At 64.1% G+C, this 16,179-nt stretch carries 18 protein-coding genes; 9 read left to right on the top strand and 9 right to left on the bottom strand.

The features are described from left to right. Positions 1-14 precede the first annotated feature (14 nt). Complete coding sequence (locus CEW87_RS01600) at positions 15-248, bottom strand: TIGR03758 family integrating conjugative element protein (protein WP_003050225.1); 234 nt, start codon at positions 246-248, stop codon at positions 15-17. Next, on the bottom strand, positions 245-628 hold the full coding sequence (locus CEW87_RS01595; protein ID WP_003050229.1) for an RAQPRD family integrative conjugative element protein: 384 nt from the start codon (positions 626-628) through the stop codon (positions 245-247). The genes CEW87_RS01600 and CEW87_RS01595 overlap by 4 nt, the downstream gene beginning before the upstream one ends. A gap of 203 nt (positions 629-831) precedes the next feature. Here CEW87_RS01595 and CEW87_RS01590 point away from each other — a divergent pair, with 203 nt between their 5' ends. From CEW87_RS01590 to CEW87_RS01555, 8 genes are read left to right on the top strand one after another with little or no spacing between them, the layout of a single operon-like run. Beyond that, complete coding sequence (locus tag CEW87_RS01590; protein ID WP_003050245.1) at positions 832-1,302, top strand: helix-turn-helix domain-containing protein; 471 nt, start codon at positions 832-834, stop codon at positions 1,300-1,302. Next, positions 1,299-1,874, top strand: coding sequence for a PIN domain-containing protein (locus CEW87_RS01585; RefSeq protein WP_003050248.1), 576 nt, complete (start codon positions 1,299-1,301; stop codon positions 1,872-1,874). Before CEW87_RS01590 ends, CEW87_RS01585 begins: the two co-directional genes overlap by 4 nt. A gap of 17 nt (positions 1,875-1,891) precedes the next feature. Then, positions 1,892-2,806, top strand: coding sequence for an AAA family ATPase (locus tag CEW87_RS01580; protein WP_003050256.1), 915 nt, complete (start codon positions 1,892-1,894; stop codon positions 2,804-2,806). Beyond that, complete coding sequence (cap8, locus tag CEW87_RS01575) at positions 2,803-3,273, top strand: type III CBASS phage resistance system CD-NTase-associated protein Cap8 (RefSeq protein WP_003050260.1); 471 nt, start codon at positions 2,803-2,805, stop codon at positions 3,271-3,273. The genes CEW87_RS01580 and cap8 overlap by 4 nt, the downstream gene beginning before the upstream one ends. Next, complete coding sequence (cap7, locus tag CEW87_RS01570) at positions 3,270-3,770, top strand: type III CBASS phage resistance system CD-NTase-associated protein Cap7 (RefSeq protein ID WP_003050262.1); 501 nt, start codon at positions 3,270-3,272, stop codon at positions 3,768-3,770. Before cap8 ends, cap7 begins: the two co-directional genes overlap by 4 nt. Then, the gene (locus CEW87_RS01565; RefSeq protein ID WP_003050264.1) at positions 3,770-4,672 is read left to right on the top strand and encodes a CBASS oligonucleotide cyclase; all 903 of its coding nucleotides are present in this window, start codon (positions 3,770-3,772) and stop codon (positions 4,670-4,672) included. Before cap7 ends, CEW87_RS01565 begins: the two co-directional genes overlap by 1 nt. A 36-nt stretch (positions 4,673-4,708) precedes the next feature. Next, entirely contained in the window at positions 4,709-5,434 is a 726-nt protein-coding gene (gene nucC / locus CEW87_RS01560; RefSeq protein WP_003050273.1) for a CBASS effector endonuclease NucC, read from the top strand. A 9-nt stretch (positions 5,435-5,443) separates the two neighbouring features. Next, entirely contained in the window at positions 5,444-8,068 is a 2,625-nt protein-coding gene (locus tag CEW87_RS01555) for an ATP-binding protein (protein WP_003050276.1), read from the top strand. Positions 8,069-8,108: 40 nt separating this feature from the next. On the opposite strand, the gene CEW87_RS01550 is transcribed toward CEW87_RS01555, so the two are convergent. From CEW87_RS01550 to CEW87_RS01520, 7 genes are read right to left on the bottom strand one after another with little or no spacing between them, the layout of a single operon-like run. Then, positions 8,109-8,858 carry a TIGR03747 family integrating conjugative element membrane protein gene (locus tag CEW87_RS01550; RefSeq protein WP_003050279.1) on the bottom strand — a complete coding sequence of 250 codons (750 nt, stop codon included), beginning with the start codon at positions 8,856-8,858 and terminating at the stop codon, positions 8,109-8,111. Further along, positions 8,855-11,047, bottom strand: a complete 2,193-nt coding sequence (gene traD / locus CEW87_RS01545; RefSeq protein ID WP_003050282.1) for a type IV conjugative transfer system coupling protein TraD — start codon at positions 11,045-11,047, stop codon at positions 8,855-8,857. Before traD ends, CEW87_RS01550 begins: the two co-directional genes overlap by 4 nt. A gap of 4 nt (positions 11,048-11,051) precedes the next feature. After that, positions 11,052-11,600: an integrating conjugative element protein gene (locus CEW87_RS01540; RefSeq protein WP_003050285.1), complete on the bottom strand. Its 549-nt coding sequence runs from the start codon at positions 11,598-11,600 to the stop codon at positions 11,052-11,054. Further along, the gene (locus CEW87_RS01535) at positions 11,597-12,187 is read right to left on the bottom strand and encodes a transglycosylase SLT domain-containing protein (RefSeq protein WP_003109780.1); all 591 of its coding nucleotides are present in this window, start codon (positions 12,185-12,187) and stop codon (positions 11,597-11,599) included. Before CEW87_RS01535 ends, CEW87_RS01540 begins: the two co-directional genes overlap by 4 nt. Further along, positions 12,169-12,906, bottom strand: a complete 738-nt coding sequence (locus CEW87_RS01530; RefSeq protein WP_003050292.1) for a TIGR03759 family integrating conjugative element protein — start codon at positions 12,904-12,906, stop codon at positions 12,169-12,171. The genes CEW87_RS01535 and CEW87_RS01530 overlap by 19 nt, the downstream gene beginning before the upstream one ends. Before the next feature lie 12 nt (positions 12,907-12,918). Further along, a complete protein-coding gene (locus CEW87_RS01525) occupies positions 12,919-13,563 on the bottom strand; it encodes a hypothetical protein (RefSeq protein WP_003050295.1) in 645 nt (214 codons plus the stop codon). Next, the gene (locus tag CEW87_RS01520; protein ID WP_020307822.1) at positions 13,560-14,159 is read right to left on the bottom strand and encodes a PilL N-terminal domain-containing protein; all 600 of its coding nucleotides are present in this window, start codon (positions 14,157-14,159) and stop codon (positions 13,560-13,562) included. The genes CEW87_RS01525 and CEW87_RS01520 overlap by 4 nt, the downstream gene beginning before the upstream one ends. A 222-nt stretch (positions 14,160-14,381) precedes the next feature. Here CEW87_RS01520 and CEW87_RS01515 point away from each other — a divergent pair, with 222 nt between their 5' ends. Continuing rightward, positions 14,382-16,169, top strand: coding sequence for an ATP-dependent nuclease (locus tag CEW87_RS01515; RefSeq protein WP_003050299.1), 1,788 nt, complete (start codon positions 14,382-14,384; stop codon positions 16,167-16,169). Positions 16,170-16,179: the final 10 nt, after the last annotated feature.

Raw genomic sequence — 16,179 nt, 5'->3', positions numbered from 1 at the left:
TCGGGCCTTTCAGGTCAGGACAGGAGGAAGAAACTCAGGACGAGGTACATCGCGACGAAGCGGATGCAGACGCCGAGGAACTGGCGCTGGTTGAGGCGGCTCTCGGACCACCCCACGTAGGCCGTTCGGATGGCCCAGACGCCCCACACGAGCAGGACCGCGAACACGACGCCGACCAGGACGGTCGCCATCGCGGAAGGCGCGATGCCGCTGTTGGCTTGAAATGCTGAGACCTGGGCGCCGTTCATGGCTTGCCCTCCGCAGTCGTCGCCGGCAGCGGCTCGGTCGCCCGCTCGGTGCGGTAGTCGCCGGCCAGTTCGGAGGGGTCGCGCGGCTGGGCGCGCGATGGCGTCAGATGGAACTGGATGCCGGCGCGAACACGCGCCAGGTCAGCCAGCAGCCGCGGGTAGTCGAAGTGGTAGCGCTCGCCCGGCTGGATGGGGGCATGCGCGGCGCTGTCCGCGACGGTGCGCTCCAGCGCGTCGAGCTGGCGCAGTGCGGCGACCAGCTCCTGGCGCTGCGCAGGGGACTCGGCCAAGGCCATCGGGGACTGACCCAGCAGGAGGGCCGTCACGAGAAGAGTGGGTACGCCGCGATGCGCGGCGCGCAGCCAGATCGAAGCCACCATCGCGCCATTCCTGTGTGATCAGCAATGGGGTGATCGTGGAGATCAGGGCTGTTTTAGGCCGCAAACAATAGGAACTGGCGGACGACCGGATTGGGCATGCCGCGAGCGAACCTACAAAAGCCCGGGTCGCGTTTCGATTATTGCGTTTTTCGAGTGTTTCGAATATGATCGGCTCTGCAACCGTTTTCGCTTAGGAGCTACCCATGACCACCGCCACTGCCCAATCCAAGATGACCCTTCCCGCCGCGGGAGAGGTTAAGGCAGCCGTCCAGGGTCAACGTGCCTTGGCGGCTTACCTCGCAACCCAGTTCGAGACGCAGCACATCCAGATCTTTGATGACCACAAACAGGCTCATCAGGTGGAACTGCCTACCTCGGCGTTGCGCCTGCTGGTCGACATCCTGGCCGAGTTGGCCGATGGCAATGCAGTAAAGGTGGTGCCCGTCCATGCAGAGCTGACGACCCAAGAGGCGGCGGACTTGCTCAACGTGTCCCGTCCCCATTTCGTCAAGCTGCTAGAAGATGGGGTGTTGGCATTTCATCGCACCGGCAAGCACCGCAGGGTGAGGTTCGCCGATCTGATGCAGTACAAGGAAGCGCGCGAGCGCGCCAGTGAGCAGGCGATGGCCGAACTCGCTCAGCAGTCGCAAGAGTTGGGAATGGGATACGAATGAGGCATTCCCCATTCACCGCCGTCTACGACGCGTGCGTTCTATATCCCGCGCCACTGCGGGATTTCCTGATGTGGCTCGGCCTGTCTGGCCGCTTCCGGGCGCGGTGGAGCCAAGCCATTCATGAGGAGTGGAAACGCAACCTGTTGATCAACCGCCCCGATCTCACCCGGGTTCAGGTCGACAGGACGTCGGATCTCATGGACAGGGCCATTCCGGACGGCTTGGTGGAGGGCTACGAAGCGCTCGTGGCAGGCCTGACATTGCCCGATCCGGACGATCGGCACGTCCTGGCTGCGGCGATTCGCTGCGGTGCGAGCGTGATTGTGACGTTCAACGAACGGGATTTCCCGAACGATCTGCTGGCTCCGTACGGCATCGAATCGCAGCACCCCGATGAGTTTGTGGACAACCTGCTGGATCTGGATGCGGCCGCCGTAGTGTCGGCTGCGCAGCGCCAGCGTGCCCAACTCAAGCATCCGCCGATCGATGTGGACCGCTATCTCGAAATCCTGCTGCGCCAAGGCCTTGTGCAAACGACCAAGGTGCTGGCGACCTATCGCACCATTCTCTGACCCGCCGAGAGCCACGGATGACCAAGAATCCTTCATCAGACGCCACTTTGCCGAAAGGCATCCATCGAAGCTGGAAGCTGCCGGACAAGTCGCTGGGTGACTTGTGGGATTCGATCGTGATGGACGAAGCCATCAAAAAACAGTTGCTGTCACAAGCGATCGTCAACTTCACGGTGCGCCCCAAGGTGGAGCGCACGGTACTCCCCCTGCACGGCGTGATCTTGTTGGTCGGCCCACCGGGGACTGGGAAGACCTCCTTGGCACGGGGCTTGGCGCATCGTGTGGCCGAATCTTTTTCTTCTGCGAAGTTTCGATTGCTGGAAGTGGAGCCTCACACGCTGACGAGCTCTGCAATGGGAAAGACTCAACGCGCCGTGGCAGACCTGTTCTCGCAATCGATCGCAGAATCCGCAGCGGCGGGCCCGACGATCGTCCTTCTGGACGAGGTCGAAACGCTTGCGGCTGATCGAGCCAAGCTCAGCCTGGAAGCCAACCCGGTTGATGTGCACCGGGCCACCGATGCGGTGTTGGTGCAGTTGGACATGTTGGCCGAACGCAACCCGCATCTGCTGTTCGTGGCCACCAGCAACTTCCCACAGGCCGTCGACAGTGCCTTCCTGTCTCGTTGCGACATGGTGATGGAGGTGCCACTGCCCGGCAAGGATGCCTGCAAGCAGATCCTGGTGGACTGCCTGAATGGCCTGGCAAAGACATTTCCGGGGATTGGCAAGCTTTCCTCGGCTCACCAGTTCGACGCGTGTGCTGGCGAGTGCGTCGGATTGGATGGTCGGGCCATTCGCAAGGTCGTAGCCAACGCCCTCGCGGCCGACCCGCAAGTGGCTATCGATCCGAACAAGCTTTCCGTAGAGCACCTGCGCAGTGCGATACGACAGGCAAAGCAAATGCGCCTTCAAGGAGGGAAGCAAAAATGACCACCGTTGTCAGCCGGACGTTTCGCAGTTCGCCGCACCGCGATGCGTTGCAGACGTGGGATGCCATTGTCGAACTGCTCACTCAGGGCAAGGACGGCACGGCTCGCTCTGAACTCAGGGCCGTGGCGGGCGTGGCCGCCAGCTTGATCGCCGACCAGGCACCCAAGAGCGCGCCCATCGTTGCGACATGCGATGGACCACGGACCAGGATCTACTGCCTCTTCGACGAAGACGCGATCGATGGTGATGATGCCAACGAAGAAGTCTTGGGGTTCGAGCCGTTGAAGGGAGACTGGGGAGTCTCGCTGCCGTGTCCGAAGGAGCAGCTCGGCTGGGTGCAAACCGCGCTCAAAAAGCACTGTTCTCGCATCATTGCACGGGACTTGAGCCAAGGAATTGCCACGCAGGCGCAGGACGATGCTGGGCAAGCGCTGTCGCTCGACCTCGGAGGTTTCCTCAAGTCATGAGCACCGTCGCCACCTACTCGTACACGCACTCGGTTACCTATGTGACCGACAACATCCTCAAGAGCTTGAAAGACATCATCCTGCTCAGTGGGCTGGACCCTGAGCACTTTGCGGATCGCTGGGAGAGCAATACCCGAGCCATCAAGACGTGGCTCGGGACCGGTGATCTGCGCAAGGTGATTCTGGAGATCTACAACCCGGCAACCGACAAGCTTGTGACCCGATGGGATATCGACATCGTGTATGGGTGGTCCGATGGCGACGGCAGCTTCTGGACAGATACCGAGCAGTTGAAATACGCGATCAAGAAGGCTGGGCTGTTGCCATCGCAGGCTAAGTACAAAGTCATGCTTGATACAAAGCCCGGGCGGCCTGACGTGGATGGGTGGAGCAAAGGAAGCTATCGCTCGACGGATGGGATGGTCAAGCAGAGCCTGGGCTCGACTGTGGAACACAGCGGCCTGGCGGGTCAGGCTGGATATTGGAGGCAACGCTGATGCTGTCGATCGATGAAGCTTTTCGCAAGTTCAAGTCGCGCCTGGAACTCAACGAGCGCGAGCAGAAGAATGCCTCGCAGCGCCAGAACGAAGTGCGAGACTACCTGCAGACGAAATTCGGTATTGCGCGCAGCTTCCTGACCGGCTCCTATGCTCGATACACGAAGACGAAGCCGCTCAAGGATATCGACATCTTCTTCGTGCTGAAGGACTCGGAGAAGCATTACCACGGCAAGGCCGCATCGGTAGTGCTGGATGATTTCCACTCTGCATTGGTGGAGAAATACGGTTCGGCAGCCGTGCGCAAACAGGCGCGCTCGATCAACGTGGATTTCGGTGTTCACATCGACGCGGAGGACAACACGGACTACCGGGTGGTCAGCGTGGATGCGGTGCCCGCATTCGACACCGGCGACCAGTATGAGATCCCCGATTCGGCGTCCGGAAAGTGGATCAAGACGGACCCGGAGATCCATAAGGACAAGGCGACCGCAGCGCACCAAGCCTATGGCAATGAGTGGAAAGGTCTCGTGCGCATGGTGAAGTACTGGAACAACAATCCCAAGCACGGCGATCAGAAGCCGGTGAAGCCCTCATTCCTTATCGAGGTGATGGCACTGGAATGTCTCTACGGCGGCTGGGGTGGATCGTTCGATCGCGAGATCCAGTCATTCTTTGCCACGCTCGCTGATCGTGTCCATGACGAGTGGCCTGACCCGGCCGGCCTCGGGCCGGCGATCAGCAACGACATGGACGCTGCGCGCAAGCAGCGCGCGCAGCAACTGCTGTCGCAAGCGAGCCAGGACGCAAGTGTCGCCATCGACCACGCGCGTCGCGGTCGCAATCTCGAAGCGCTTCGAGCCTGGCGTGCGCTGTTTGGCCCCAAGTTCCCGCTTTCCTGACCCCGTCGGCTGCCATACGTCCAATCGAGGTACAACATGTCCCAGTGGTCGCTTTCCCAACTCTTGTCGTCCTTGCACGAGGACATCCAGCAGCGCCTGTCCGTAGTACGCAAGACCTTCGGTCACCCGGGCACGAAGGGGGATGCGAGCGAGAACGTCTGGATCGACATGCTGGATACCTATCTGCCCAAACGGTACCAGGCGGCCAAGGCGCATGTGGTGGACAGCCTGGGGAACTTCAGCCAGCAGATCGATGTGGTGGTGTTTGATCGGCAATATTCGCCTTTTATCTTCACCTACGAGAACGAGACGATCATCCCAGCCGAAAGCGTGTACGCCGTGTTCGAGGCCAAGCAGACGGCTGACGCGGGGCTTGTGGCCTATGCCCAGGAGAAGGTCGCCAGTGTGCGCAGGCTGCACCGCACGAGCCTGCCGATCCCGCACGCTGGCGGGACCTACCCAGCGAAGCCGTTGATTCCGATTCTGGGTGGCTTGCTCACCTTCGAGAGCGAATGGAGTCCAGCATTGGGCCCATCCATGGACAAGGCGCTGAACGCAAACCTCACCGAGGGGCGTCTGGACATCGGATGCGTTGCCGCCCACGGGCACTTTTTCTATGACCAAGCCAGCGGCGCGTACAGCTACACCAACGAAAACAAGCCGGCGACCGCGTTTCTTTTCAAGCTGATCGCGCAGCTTCAGTTCAGTGGAACGGTCCCCATGATCGATGTGGAGGCTTACGGTCAGTGGTTGACCAAGTGAGGGGTCGCTGTGGCAAGCATACGTTCGGAGTACCACCGGTTCCTAGCGCACTTGGCGCAGCGGCACGTGCACGACGACGTGCGCCGGCTGGCGCACCTGGTGCTCGATCACCTGCAGCCACTGGCCGAGGTCGGTGCTGCACGCCGGGGGCGCTCCACGCGCTTGGCGCCGCTGGCCATCGCGCATCTGGCGCAGATGCCTGTCGCCTACAACGGGGACGCGCGCGGCCCCGAAAACGGGCCGGCGCTCGGGCGACTGCACCAGCTCGAAGTCGGGCCGTTTCGAGGATTCATGCGGCAGGAGACGTTCGACCTCAGCCATGACATCACCTTGGTCTACGGTGCCAACGGCACCGGCAAGAGCAGCTTCTGCGAAGCCTTGGAAGTGGCGATGCTCGGTTCGATCAGCGAAGCGCAGGCCAAGCGGGTCGACCAGCGGACGTACTGCAACAACGCTCGCCTGCGCCGTCATGTCGCGCCTGTCCTATCGTCCCGGGCGGAAGACCAGCCCCAGGCCGTCCAGCCAGATGAAGCCGAATACCGCTTCTGCTTCATCGAGAAGAACCGCCTTGACGACTTCGCCCGCATCGCCGCGCGGACGCCGGGCGACCAGCGGCAACTGATCGCAACCCTGTTCGGCGTGGACCAGTTCAGCGAATTCGTGCGGGGCTTCAACCCTTTGCTTGATCAGGACCTGATGCTCACCGGTGTCCAAGCTGCGCAGCTGGCACAACGCCGCGTACAGTTGGCGAACTCCGAGCAGACGATCGCCGCCTATCCGCAGAAGATTGCTGCGGTCGAGGCCCTAGAGCAGGCCTTGGCGCAGCGCATGTGGCCTGGCGCGACCTACCAGGCCTGCGTCGACTGGCTGCTCGGCACACCGCAGCAACAAGGGCGGCTGCCGTACGTCCAGGCACAACTGGACGCCAACCCGCCTGCCATTTATGAAGTGACGCAGGCCCGTCTGCAGGCGTTGCTGGCAGAGGCTTATCGGATCCAGGGACTGTGGCGGGCGTCTTCCGGGCAGCTTGCCGCCCGCGCCGGCGAGGTGTCATACGCGAAGCTCTACGAGGCCGTGTTGGCGCTGGCGGACGGGGCGACGGCTTGCCCCGCCTGTGGAACTGCACTGGCCGCTGTGGCGCAGGATCCGTTCGCGAAGGCACGCGCGGGCCTGGAGCAGCTTGCTCAACTGGCTGCCCTCCAACAGCAGGAGACCGGACATCGCACGCAGTTGAGCGAGGCGGTCCGAGTTCTGTGGGAGGAGATGCGCCGCGTGGTAACGGCGGGTGCCGTTGCCTGTCCGGCCGAATCACAGGGTGCTGGCCTGCCGCTGCTGCCTCCCACTGCGGCCGGCAATTGGCTTGGTGCCTGGGTCGATGGAGATCGACGTGCCTGGAACGCTCTGCTGCGGATCGCCGAGATCATTGAAGGGGTCGACGCGCAGGCGCGGGAAGTGCATGCCCAGCGCGGCGCATTGGCACAGGAGCGAGATGGCCTACAGCAGCACCAGTTGGAGGTCCAACGACTGCGCACCTTGCGGGGGGCGGCCGATCAGGATCTGGCCACTGCCCGCCAGACCGTCGCCCAGTTCGACGAGGCGAACCGCGAACTGATCGAGGTCGTTGCTGCGGAAGTGGCGGTGGTGGCGCACCATCAGCGGGTCAAGGTTGCCTACGACGGCTTTTTGCCCGAGATTCAGGCCTACCTTGCCGCACTTCCAGGTGTGCTGCTCCAAGGGCTGGGAGAGCAAGCGCGCCAGCTCTACAACGCATTCAACCGGGCCGATCCGCCCGGCGATCTGCTGCACGCGCTGTGGCTGCCAGTGGCCGAGAACGGCAAGATCGAGGTGGAGTTCGCTGGGGAGCCGGGTGTCCGTTACGACGCGCTAATCGTGTTCAGCGAGGGGCACATCAAGTGCCTCGGCCTGGCGATACTACTCGCCAAAAATATCGCGCAGGGTTGTCCCGTCGTCATCTTTGATGACGTCGTCAATGCGATCGACGATGACCACCGCGACGGCATCTGGCGCACCTTCTTCGAGGATGGCCTGCTCGACGGTAAGCAGGTCATCCTCACCTCGCACGCCGAGGAATTCCTGCATCGCATCCAGCAGGAGCTGGGCGCCCGGCGCGCTGGCGCCATCAAGCGCTACAAGTTTCTCCCGCATCAGGGAGAGCACGAACTGCGGGTCGACAGCGACCCGCCAGCGAAGAACTATGTTCTTCTGGCCCAGCAGGCGTTGGCGGCTGACGAGAAACGCGAGGCACTGCGTCAGGCCCGGCCGGCGCTGGAGAGTCTGACGGACCGCCTGTGGACGTGGCTGGGTCGGCGGACGGACGGCCGGATCGACATCAAGCTGAGCGGGCCCCGCGCGCCTTGGGAGCTGAACAATAAATGCACCAAGTTGCGGTCGGCCGTCGAGCGTATCGCGGCGCAACACGCGGGTGCGCCGGATGCCGTGGGGGCGTTGGTCAGGCTGCTCAATGTCAGCGGTACGAGTATTGAATGGGGTTACCTCAATAGCGGTGTGCACGACGCTCAGCGCGATCATGAGTTCGATCGGGCGACGGTAAGAACGGTCGTCGAGGCGGTTACGGCGTTGGATGCTGCTCTTGATACCCTGCAGAACCGATGAACGGCACACGGCTTTGCAGAGCAGTGCCGCCCGTGTCACCTCATAAGTACTTCTTGAAGCTGCCTGCGGTCAGGCTAACTGCCATCCCCAGCAACGCCGCGCTGGGCAGCAGGATGACCAGAGGATGCACCGATATGGGCAGAGCGAGATAGGTGACCCAAGGCAGCACGGCCAACGGCATCAGGCTGGCCTTCGCGCGGTGGTAGATGAAGCCGGATTCGCGGCCCGCGCCGAACCGGCGCACATCCCGTCGCACCAGGCCGTCAATCAGGCCGACGAATGCCGCCGTGAGGATCAGCGGCAGCGTGAGCACCAAGACCAGCAGGCGCACCAGGAAGGTGAGCGTCGTGAAGGCCGCAGCGATCAGGTAGCTCTCGGTCCAGACATAGACCTGGCTGATCCAGTAGCGGAAGTTGTGGGTCTGCCCGTGGCTGGGCGCTCGGGCGCGCTCGGCGGTCTGGCTCATGTGCTCCAGCAGCCCCGAGCGCACGAACACCCATTCGTATCCGGTGTCCACCAGCTCGTGCGCCGTCCGTCCCGGCTCCTGTACGACCACGCTGCGCGTGAAGTGGCTGGACAGGTGCCCGAGTTCGTACTGCAGCATCTGCTGGGAGTGGCGCCAGCCCTGGTCCTTCCAGAACAGGTGCATGCCGACGCACTCCACCACGATCGAGAACAGCAGCGAGCCGATCAGCACCCCGAGTAACCGGAACGGTAAGGTGAGGGTGCCGACGATCAAGCCTTGGCGTTGGTTCTGCTCCCGCTGCGCGGTCGAGGCGGCATCCTTCATGGCACGGCCTCGTTGCCCGCGCCATCGTCGGCGCCGGTGGCCACCGCGTCGGGCTCGGCCGCAGCGGCATCGTCCAGCAGGTCGTCGGGCAAGGCCGCATCCTGCAAGGCCGGCGAGCTGGTGAACTCCCACCACTGCGTGGCCTCGCTGTAGCTCTGGCGCATGTACCCGGCCAGTTGCTGCAGGTCCGCCGGCATCACTTCATCCGGGTCCGGCGCCGGCAGCGGCATGCGTACCTTCCAAAGCTGGCCGCCCTGCAGCAGCGCGAAGCATTGGCCTTTGGGCAGTCCAACGACGTGCGACGGCTCGATCATCGGCACGCTGGACATGCTGATGCGGTCCTGCGTGTTGCTGGTGAAATCCGTCGCCCCACGGATGTCCGAGCTATCGGTCGCGCCGGAGACGATGGTGGTGGTATAGACCTCGACCTTCGGCAACTGCCTCGTCAGCAGTTCGGCCGTGGCCGTCTCCCTGACCCTGAGCATGAACAGGTTGTTGAAGTTACCGATCACCTGACCGGCCTTCGCGCGGTTGCCGATGCGGGCCTCGATGTCCGAGAGCGTCTGCGTGTACGCCGTGACTTGCAGGCCGGCACCGCCGCCCTTGTTGATTAGCGGGATGAATTCATCGCCCATCAATTCATTGAATTCATCGGCATGAACGTTGATGGGCACGCGCGCACCGGCCGTTGCGCCCGGGAGGCCATCGTCGATCCCGTGCTTGTAGATGTGCCCGGCGACCGACACGAGATCGCTGAACATCGAATTGCCGACCGCTGCGGCAACCTCGGCGTCGGATAGCGCGTCCAGACCCACATAGACGACTGCGCGCTTTCGGATGACCTGCATCCAATCGAAGATCGGGCGCGGGTCGGCCAGGTCGGAATAATTTGGGGCCAAAAGCTGGGAAATCTTCCCGCTGGTGAGCTTCTCCAGCAGCGGCAGCAACGACGCGACGATCTTGTCGAAATACGTCTTGTCGTAGCGAACCGCCGAGCGCAGGCCGTCGAGAACCGGGTCGTAGTTGCGGGCCTGGGAGAGGTACTGTTCCAGCGCCACCACGCGCTTCTCGCGCCCGATCATGTTGCGCGGGATGTTCTTCTCGTTGAGCTTGGCCTCGATCTGGACGATCACCTCCCAGGCTTTGGGCTCAGTCTTGGCGAAGTAGTGCTGGGCGTACTCGATGAACAGCGCGTCGATGTTGATGACGTGCCGCTGGATCAGCATGTAGTCCGGGCGCTGCCCCAGCTCCACCAGGGCGCGGGCAATGATGTTCACGAAGCGCCATGCGAACTCGCGGAACGCCGCGCTGTTGCCTTCGCCGGAGAGCTGCCCCGCCACCCGGGTCGCCACTTCGCTGATGCGGCCGAAGCGGCCCACCGCGTTGTAGCGCGCCGAAATGTCCGGCCAGCCCAAGTGGAAGACGTAAAACTCGCCTTCACGGCCCGCGCGCTGGGCCTCGGCATACATCCGCTTGAGCAGGTCCGCGTCCCCCTTGGGGTCGATGACGATCACGACCTCGTGCTCGCCTGCGGCGTTCTTGCGGCGGATGTCCTGCGTGACGAACAACTCGGCCAGCCGCGTCTTGCCCACCCGCGTGGTGCCCAACACCAGCGAGTGTCCGACGCGCTCCCCCAGCGGCAGGCTGACGTCCACCTCGTCGGGCTCGATGCCATGCAGGCGCGGCAGGCCGCCGACAGGCGGCAACGGGCGCACGGGGTTGAAAGGCACGTCCCAGCCCGTGAGCGCGGGCAGCCGGGACAGCGGGAACGGCGCGAACTCCAGCCGTTCCTCCAGGCGCCTGGCCAGCCGGTAGGCCGGCGTCGGCTCGACGTAGCGGCGAAACTCCGGCCGGTACGTCTGCATCAGCCTATGGGTGTGCTTCTGCTCCCAGAGAAACCCGCGCCCCACGAACAAGCGCTGCTGGCTGACCGGCACGTCCTTGCTCGTCATCACGTACCGCGGCAGGCGGCGGATGTTGTGCCGGTAGCGCAGAATGACGCGGGCATCGCGGTAGCGGATCGCGCCGTAGGCACCGAATGCCAAGGCGCTGCCGACGCCCATCGAAGGGCTCAGCGCGAGCGACCATGGGGCCACCAGGCACAGAAACGCGGCGCCTGCACACGCCGCGATGGTGTATAGCTCCACCGCTGGGCGTAGCAGAACCTCGACCGGCTGTTTCCCCGACATGGCTTCATTGCTCGATGCCAGTGGCCGTGATCAGCGCCGGGTAGTGCCGCAGGCCCAGGCGATCGGCCAGGTCGTCGCTGGCAACGGGGGCGAGCGGCAAGCCTGGCGCCAGCGCGCGCAGCCGCGCCAGGCCCTGCGCGGTCTCGACGTTGACCACCAGGCCGACCGCGCCACGTTCGCGCAAAGCGGCGGCGCGGCGCTGCAACCAGGCCCGGGAAGCCTCGTCGTCGCCGATGACCACGAACGGCCGCAGGCCGGGCGCTTCAATCACACGCCGCGCGACGGTGCCAGGCGTGAGCTTGGCGCTGCGCACCGGCAGCATCGCGGCTTCGTCCGCCGGTGTGGCAGGAAGCTGGGGCGTCGGGATGGACGGCCGCGCCGGTGCGTTGGCGCGCGGCTGGAGATTCAGGGCTTCGTAGTACGGCAATGCCGACGTGCCGCCACGGTCCTCGACAACGATCAGTGGCTCGCCGGCACGCGAGGCCAGCGGCAGGCCTGACAGCAGCATGAGTAGGCCCGTGAACGCGAGATGGGCGGGATGGGGTTTCGTCATGGGGAGGTCTCCTGGCGCGCCGCGAGGACCGCGGCGGCTGGTCGCGTGCCCTGCACGCGGGCAAGGTGGCGCGACACGCTGCGCCGATAGCGGGCGGCGGGCTCGCCGCCTGCGGGGCGGTGGTAGCGGCCGATCGCCAGCAGCCAGTCCTCGCCGGGGGTGTGCTGCTCCTTCAGGATCTCGGCGGCAACGGCCAGGTTGCGATACGGATCCAGCAGGTCGCACGCGCCGGTAAAGCGGTGCTTGTGGTAACCGAGGTTGATCTGGCCCAGGCCCGCATCAATGCGCGTGTGCGGCGTGGCGCGCATCGCCTGCTGCAGGCCAGCGCAGGCGTCGGCGCGCGTGGCGAAGCGGCGCGACTGGCCGGCGACGTTGAGGGACCACGGCCACGGCACCAGGCGCCCGTTGCGCCGGATGCCGCTCTCCTGCAAGGCCACGGCGTAGAGCACGGTCGAGGGGATGCCTGCGCGCTGGGCGGCAAGCTGGTAAGCCGGTGGCGGAACCTCCTGGGCCAGGGCGGCAACGGCATACAGGCCGGCAGTGAGCACCAGTGCGCGCAGGGGCATGGCTACGGCTGGCGCTGCCATTGGCCGTTCACTTCGCGCACGGCGGCGGGCAGATCGCCGGGCAGGCCCAGCGACAGCCAGCGGCCGCCGTCGTGGTTGAGCGTGATGCTGCCGGCGCGCACGCGCGCCGGGTCGATCTGCGCGCGCTTGGCCCAGTCGCGGATGCGCGCGTCATCCTGGCGGCTGCCCACCATGTACAGGTCGAACTCCGCGCCCGAGGATTGCAGGCGCTGCACGAGCTGTCCGCAGGCTGCGCAGCCGTCCTTGACGAACACCGCCATGCGGCCGCTGCCGCGCAAGGGACTGCTGGATGTGCCGGCGCCCGGCTTGTCGTCGGGCAGGTTCACGCGCTGCATCCCCGGATTCAGGCGCTGCCAGGCCTCGTCGTAGGCGCGCTGGTAGGCGAGCAGCTTCTCGACGCGGCGCGCTTCCACCTGCACCTGCAGTTCCGCATAGCGGCGCCGTTCTTCGTCCGTGCGAGCTTCGATGCCCAGGGCGGACAGCGGGTCCAGGTTGGGCGAGTAGATACCCAGCGGCCCATCCATCAGCTCGCGGTAGCGTGCCCATTCTTGTGGCTGCAAGCCCCATTCGGTTGCCACCCGGTCGTCCAGCACGCGGGCGGCCAGCGGGCGCTCCTGGCTCTGTGCGTTGCGCGCCGGGGTCGTTGCGGGCTGCTGCGCCCAGGCGGGCCATTGCGACGACGCCACCAGGACCGCGAAAAGGAGGATCGACGGCTTCATGGGGTGCTCCGGTCAGGGAATCGCCACGCGGCGGGTGTGGTTGCCGGCCTGGAACACTGCGGTGTTGCCCTCGATCGCCTGCAGGCGCCACGGGCCGACCGCATCCCCGGGCAGCAGCACCTGAAGTTGGGCGGGCGTGAAGTCCCCGGTGCTCGGCGCGACGGACACGCTGCGCTGGCCGGCGCGCAGTTCGGCGCCGACGACGCGGAATGACAGCGGCGACAGCTCGGTCTTGGAGGCGGCGGACGTGCGCGATGCGCGCCGCTGGGCGGGTGCGGTGGCACGTGCGGCGGCTTGGCGCGCCTTGATCTGCTCGACCTCCGCGCGAAGCGCCTGGAGGTCGTCGGCCGCTGCGTAGCCACTGAGAGATTTCTCGACCTGGGCCGCGCGTGCTTCCAGGATCTGGCGGGTGTCTTTGAGGTCAGCGTCCGTCGCGACGGCCGGGCGCTGCTGGATGGCCTCGATCGTCTCGGCCAAGCCAGTTGCCTGCACTTCCAGGCGTTGCAGGCGGGAATCCAGCCGCTCCTGGTCGGCCTGGTCGCTGAGGGCCTGGTAGCCCAGGGCCACCAAGACGCTGAGGAAGACCAACCAGAGCCACAGAAGGCTCTGCACCACCACGACGGCGCCCGGGCGCCGGGCAGACTGTGGGGAGCTCATGGCTGGCCTCCCGAAACCGAAGGCTCCAGCGGGAACGTCTGCACCGCCTCGGCGGCGGGTGGCTCGGATGCGGGTTCGATGACCGCGCTGTCGGCGGGCCGTTCGAAGCAGATTTGCCGTGCGCGGTCATCCGCGTGCAGTTCCCAGGCCGGGCCAGCCAGCGTGAGCAGCGCATCGCGCAAGGTCATGGGGCCGAGGTGCAGGTGCGCCGCCGGCAGCGGCAGCGCGTACAGCTCGATTACCGCGTGTGCCGTCTGGCACAGGCTGTAACCGCTACGCTTGAGCACATGCCGCAGCCCATCGCCGACGGTGGCACGGGCATCTTCGGGCATGGACACGTCGATGGTCTGCAACAGCAGGTCGCGCTGCGCCGCTCTGGGTGCCAGCTCGACCAGCGTGTAGCGACCGTAGCGCACGACGGGGATGTACTCGGGCGCCTCGGGTTCGGGCGCGGCCGAGACTTCCTCGATGGCATCAGGTGCGGGCGGCGCAGTCGTCGTAGCGCAGCCGCCAGCCAGCACCGACCAGAGCAGGCCGAGGACTCCAGCCAGCAGGCGGCGTTCGGGATGGTGAAACCAAGGTGGAGAGGGGCACATAAGCTCGGCGTCCTGAAACATCGAGCCCTCACCATCGCCGCTAAGACCCGGGGCAGCAGCAAACAATGCGAACCACGCTGCGTCCGATTTACCGGCAGCGGTCTAGTCGAACAAAAGCGGCCTTGAGGGGGCCGTAACGGAAAAGCTCGGTCGCGGTCGGCGGATGGAGGCCGGCCGCTTGACTGCTACTATTTGTTAAAACACCAGTGGACGGGGGCGTAAATGAGGGTTTCTCGGGTCAGGTTGATCAATTTCGCCAATTTCTCGGATGTTGATGTCGAGACGGGGGAAAGTATCGTCATCGTGGGAGAGAACAAGGTTGGCAAGAGCAATTTCATTCGCGGCCTGCAGTTGATCCTTGATCCGGGCTTGTCTGAGCGCGATCGACAACTGGGGCTTGAACATTTCTGGGACGGACTTGGCGAAGACAAGGTTGGTGCGACCATTGAGGTCTCTGTGGATCTAACGGACTTCACAAACGATCCCCGACTGATGGCTCACCTCAACGATTGCGTGATTGATCCTGGCCCACCCATGGTGGCCCGACTCACCTACCGCTTCCAGCCTAAGGCGGGCCTGGGGCGCGCTCCGGAATCGTTGAAGGACTATGAGTATGTGATCTTCGGTGGCGACGATCCCGACATGCGTATCGGCGGCGCACTCCGCCGGATGTTGCCAATAGATGTTCAGGTAGCCCTGCGTGACGCTGAGAAGGACCTTGCGAGCTGGCGCAATTCGCCATTGAGGCCGCTCATTGAGGATCTTGCCGCGTCGTTGGATGATGACGCCCGTGAGGAGATTCAGGATCAGGTCGACCAAGCACAGCGAGAGCTGGCTGGACACGAGGAAGTGGTAGCGACAGCAGAACGGATCAGCGAACGGCTGATCGCCATCGCTGGGGGGCAACATGCCGTTCCGGTATCGCTCGGACTTGCACCAACTAGAGTCGACGCGTTGCTGCGCAGCCTGCGGCTGCTGATCGACAACGGCGTACGCGGAGTCGGCGATGCCAGTTTGGGAACCGCGAACCTGATCTTCCTGGCGCTGAAGAGTCTCGAACTGGACCGCCTCGTTTCCGATGGAGAGCGCGACCACACCTTCTTCGTAGTCGAGGAGCCCGAAGCGCACCTGCACCCGCACGTGCAGCGTCTAATCTATCGTTACTTCCTTGGCACGGGGGCGGAAGATGGTGAGGAACAGCCACCGCTTACGACAATCCTCACAACCCACTCGCCACATATCGCAAGCGTTGCGCCGATCAGATCTATTGTTCTGCTGCGCCATGACACAGCGGAAGGCAAGACTGTCGCGGTCTCGACAGCAAACGCACCTTTCACGCAGCGGGATGAAGAGGATCTTCAACGTTACATTGACGTCACTCGCGGCGAGATTTTCTTTTCTCGGGGGGTGATTCTGGTCGAAGGCGACGCCGAGCGCTTCATCGTTCCCGCGTTTGCCGAGGTACTCGATATTCCCCTCGATATGCTTGGAATCACTGTGTGCTCGGTGGGGGGGACTAACTTCACCCCGTATGTGAAGCTACTGGGCCCTGAAGGACTCAACATTCCCCATGTGATCCTGACGGACCGGGATCCAACCAATGGTAATCATCCATTGGTTCGCAGGCGGCTTATCAATGTCCTTGACGTGATTGAGGGCGGTGTCGATCACGAAAACTTGGATGCGGATGAAGTGATCGAGCTTGCCGAGCAGTACGGATACTTCGTCAACGAGAACACGTTGGAGCCCGAACTATTTGCAGGTGGACTGGCGCAGGACATGCAGGAGGTAATTCGGGAGGAACTGCCGCGATTAAGGAGAGAAACTCTGAATGCCTTGCAGCAGTGGGTGGACGATCCTGATCAGGTTGATGAAGACTGGCTGCTCAGATTGATCGAGAGGATCGGAAAGGGGAGGTTTGCGCAGGCACTTGCACCGTCGGTGTCACAGGACGTTTGTCCGGCTTACATTCGTTCCGCTCTGGAGCATATCCGTGACGCCATCGCGTAGTGTCAGCACA

The organism is Parazoarcus communis (assembly GCF_003111665.1).
GTDB lineage: Bacteria > Pseudomonadota > Gammaproteobacteria > Burkholderiales > Rhodocyclaceae > Parazoarcus > Parazoarcus communis_B.
This window is presented reverse-complemented; position numbering and strand designations above follow the sequence as displayed.

Bases quoted from the DNA above. Each gene is read 5' to 3' on its own strand.
- CEW87_RS01600 (WP_003050225.1), bottom strand. From the start codon at position 248: ATGAACGGCGCCCAGGTCTCAGCATTTCAAGCCAACAGCGGCATCGCG.
- CEW87_RS01595 (WP_003050229.1), bottom strand. From the start codon at position 628: ATGGTGGCTTCGATCTGGCTGCGCGCCGCGCATCGCGGCGTACCCACT.
- CEW87_RS01590 (WP_003050245.1), top strand. From the start codon at position 832: ATGACCACCGCCACTGCCCAATCCAAGATGACCCTTCCCGCCGCGGGA.
- CEW87_RS01585 (WP_003050248.1), top strand. From the start codon at position 1,299: ATGAGGCATTCCCCATTCACCGCCGTCTACGACGCGTGCGTTCTATAT.
- CEW87_RS01580 (WP_003050256.1), top strand. From the start codon at position 1,892: ATGACCAAGAATCCTTCATCAGACGCCACTTTGCCGAAAGGCATCCAT.
- cap8 (WP_003050260.1), top strand. From the start codon at position 2,803: ATGACCACCGTTGTCAGCCGGACGTTTCGCAGTTCGCCGCACCGCGAT.
- cap7 (WP_003050262.1), top strand. From the start codon at position 3,270: ATGAGCACCGTCGCCACCTACTCGTACACGCACTCGGTTACCTATGTG.
- CEW87_RS01565 (WP_003050264.1), top strand. From the start codon at position 3,770: ATGCTGTCGATCGATGAAGCTTTTCGCAAGTTCAAGTCGCGCCTGGAA.
- nucC (WP_003050273.1), top strand. From the start codon at position 4,709: ATGTCCCAGTGGTCGCTTTCCCAACTCTTGTCGTCCTTGCACGAGGAC.
- CEW87_RS01550 (WP_003050279.1), bottom strand. From the start codon at position 8,858: ATGAAGGATGCCGCCTCGACCGCGCAGCGGGAGCAGAACCAACGCCAA.
- traD (WP_003050282.1), bottom strand. From the start codon at position 11,047: ATGTCGGGGAAACAGCCGGTCGAGGTTCTGCTACGCCCAGCGGTGGAG.
- CEW87_RS01540 (WP_003050285.1), bottom strand. From the start codon at position 11,600: ATGACGAAACCCCATCCCGCCCATCTCGCGTTCACGGGCCTACTCATG.
- CEW87_RS01535 (WP_003109780.1), bottom strand. From the start codon at position 12,187: ATGGCAGCGCCAGCCGTAGCCATGCCCCTGCGCGCACTGGTGCTCACT.
- CEW87_RS01530 (WP_003050292.1), bottom strand. From the start codon at position 12,906: ATGAAGCCGTCGATCCTCCTTTTCGCGGTCCTGGTGGCGTCGTCGCAA.
- CEW87_RS01525 (WP_003050295.1), bottom strand. From the start codon at position 13,563: ATGAGCTCCCCACAGTCTGCCCGGCGCCCGGGCGCCGTCGTGGTGGTG.
- CEW87_RS01520 (WP_020307822.1), bottom strand. From the start codon at position 14,159: ATGTGCCCCTCTCCACCTTGGTTTCACCATCCCGAACGCCGCCTGCTG.
- CEW87_RS01515 (WP_003050299.1), top strand. From the start codon at position 14,382: ATGAGGGTTTCTCGGGTCAGGTTGATCAATTTCGCCAATTTCTCGGAT.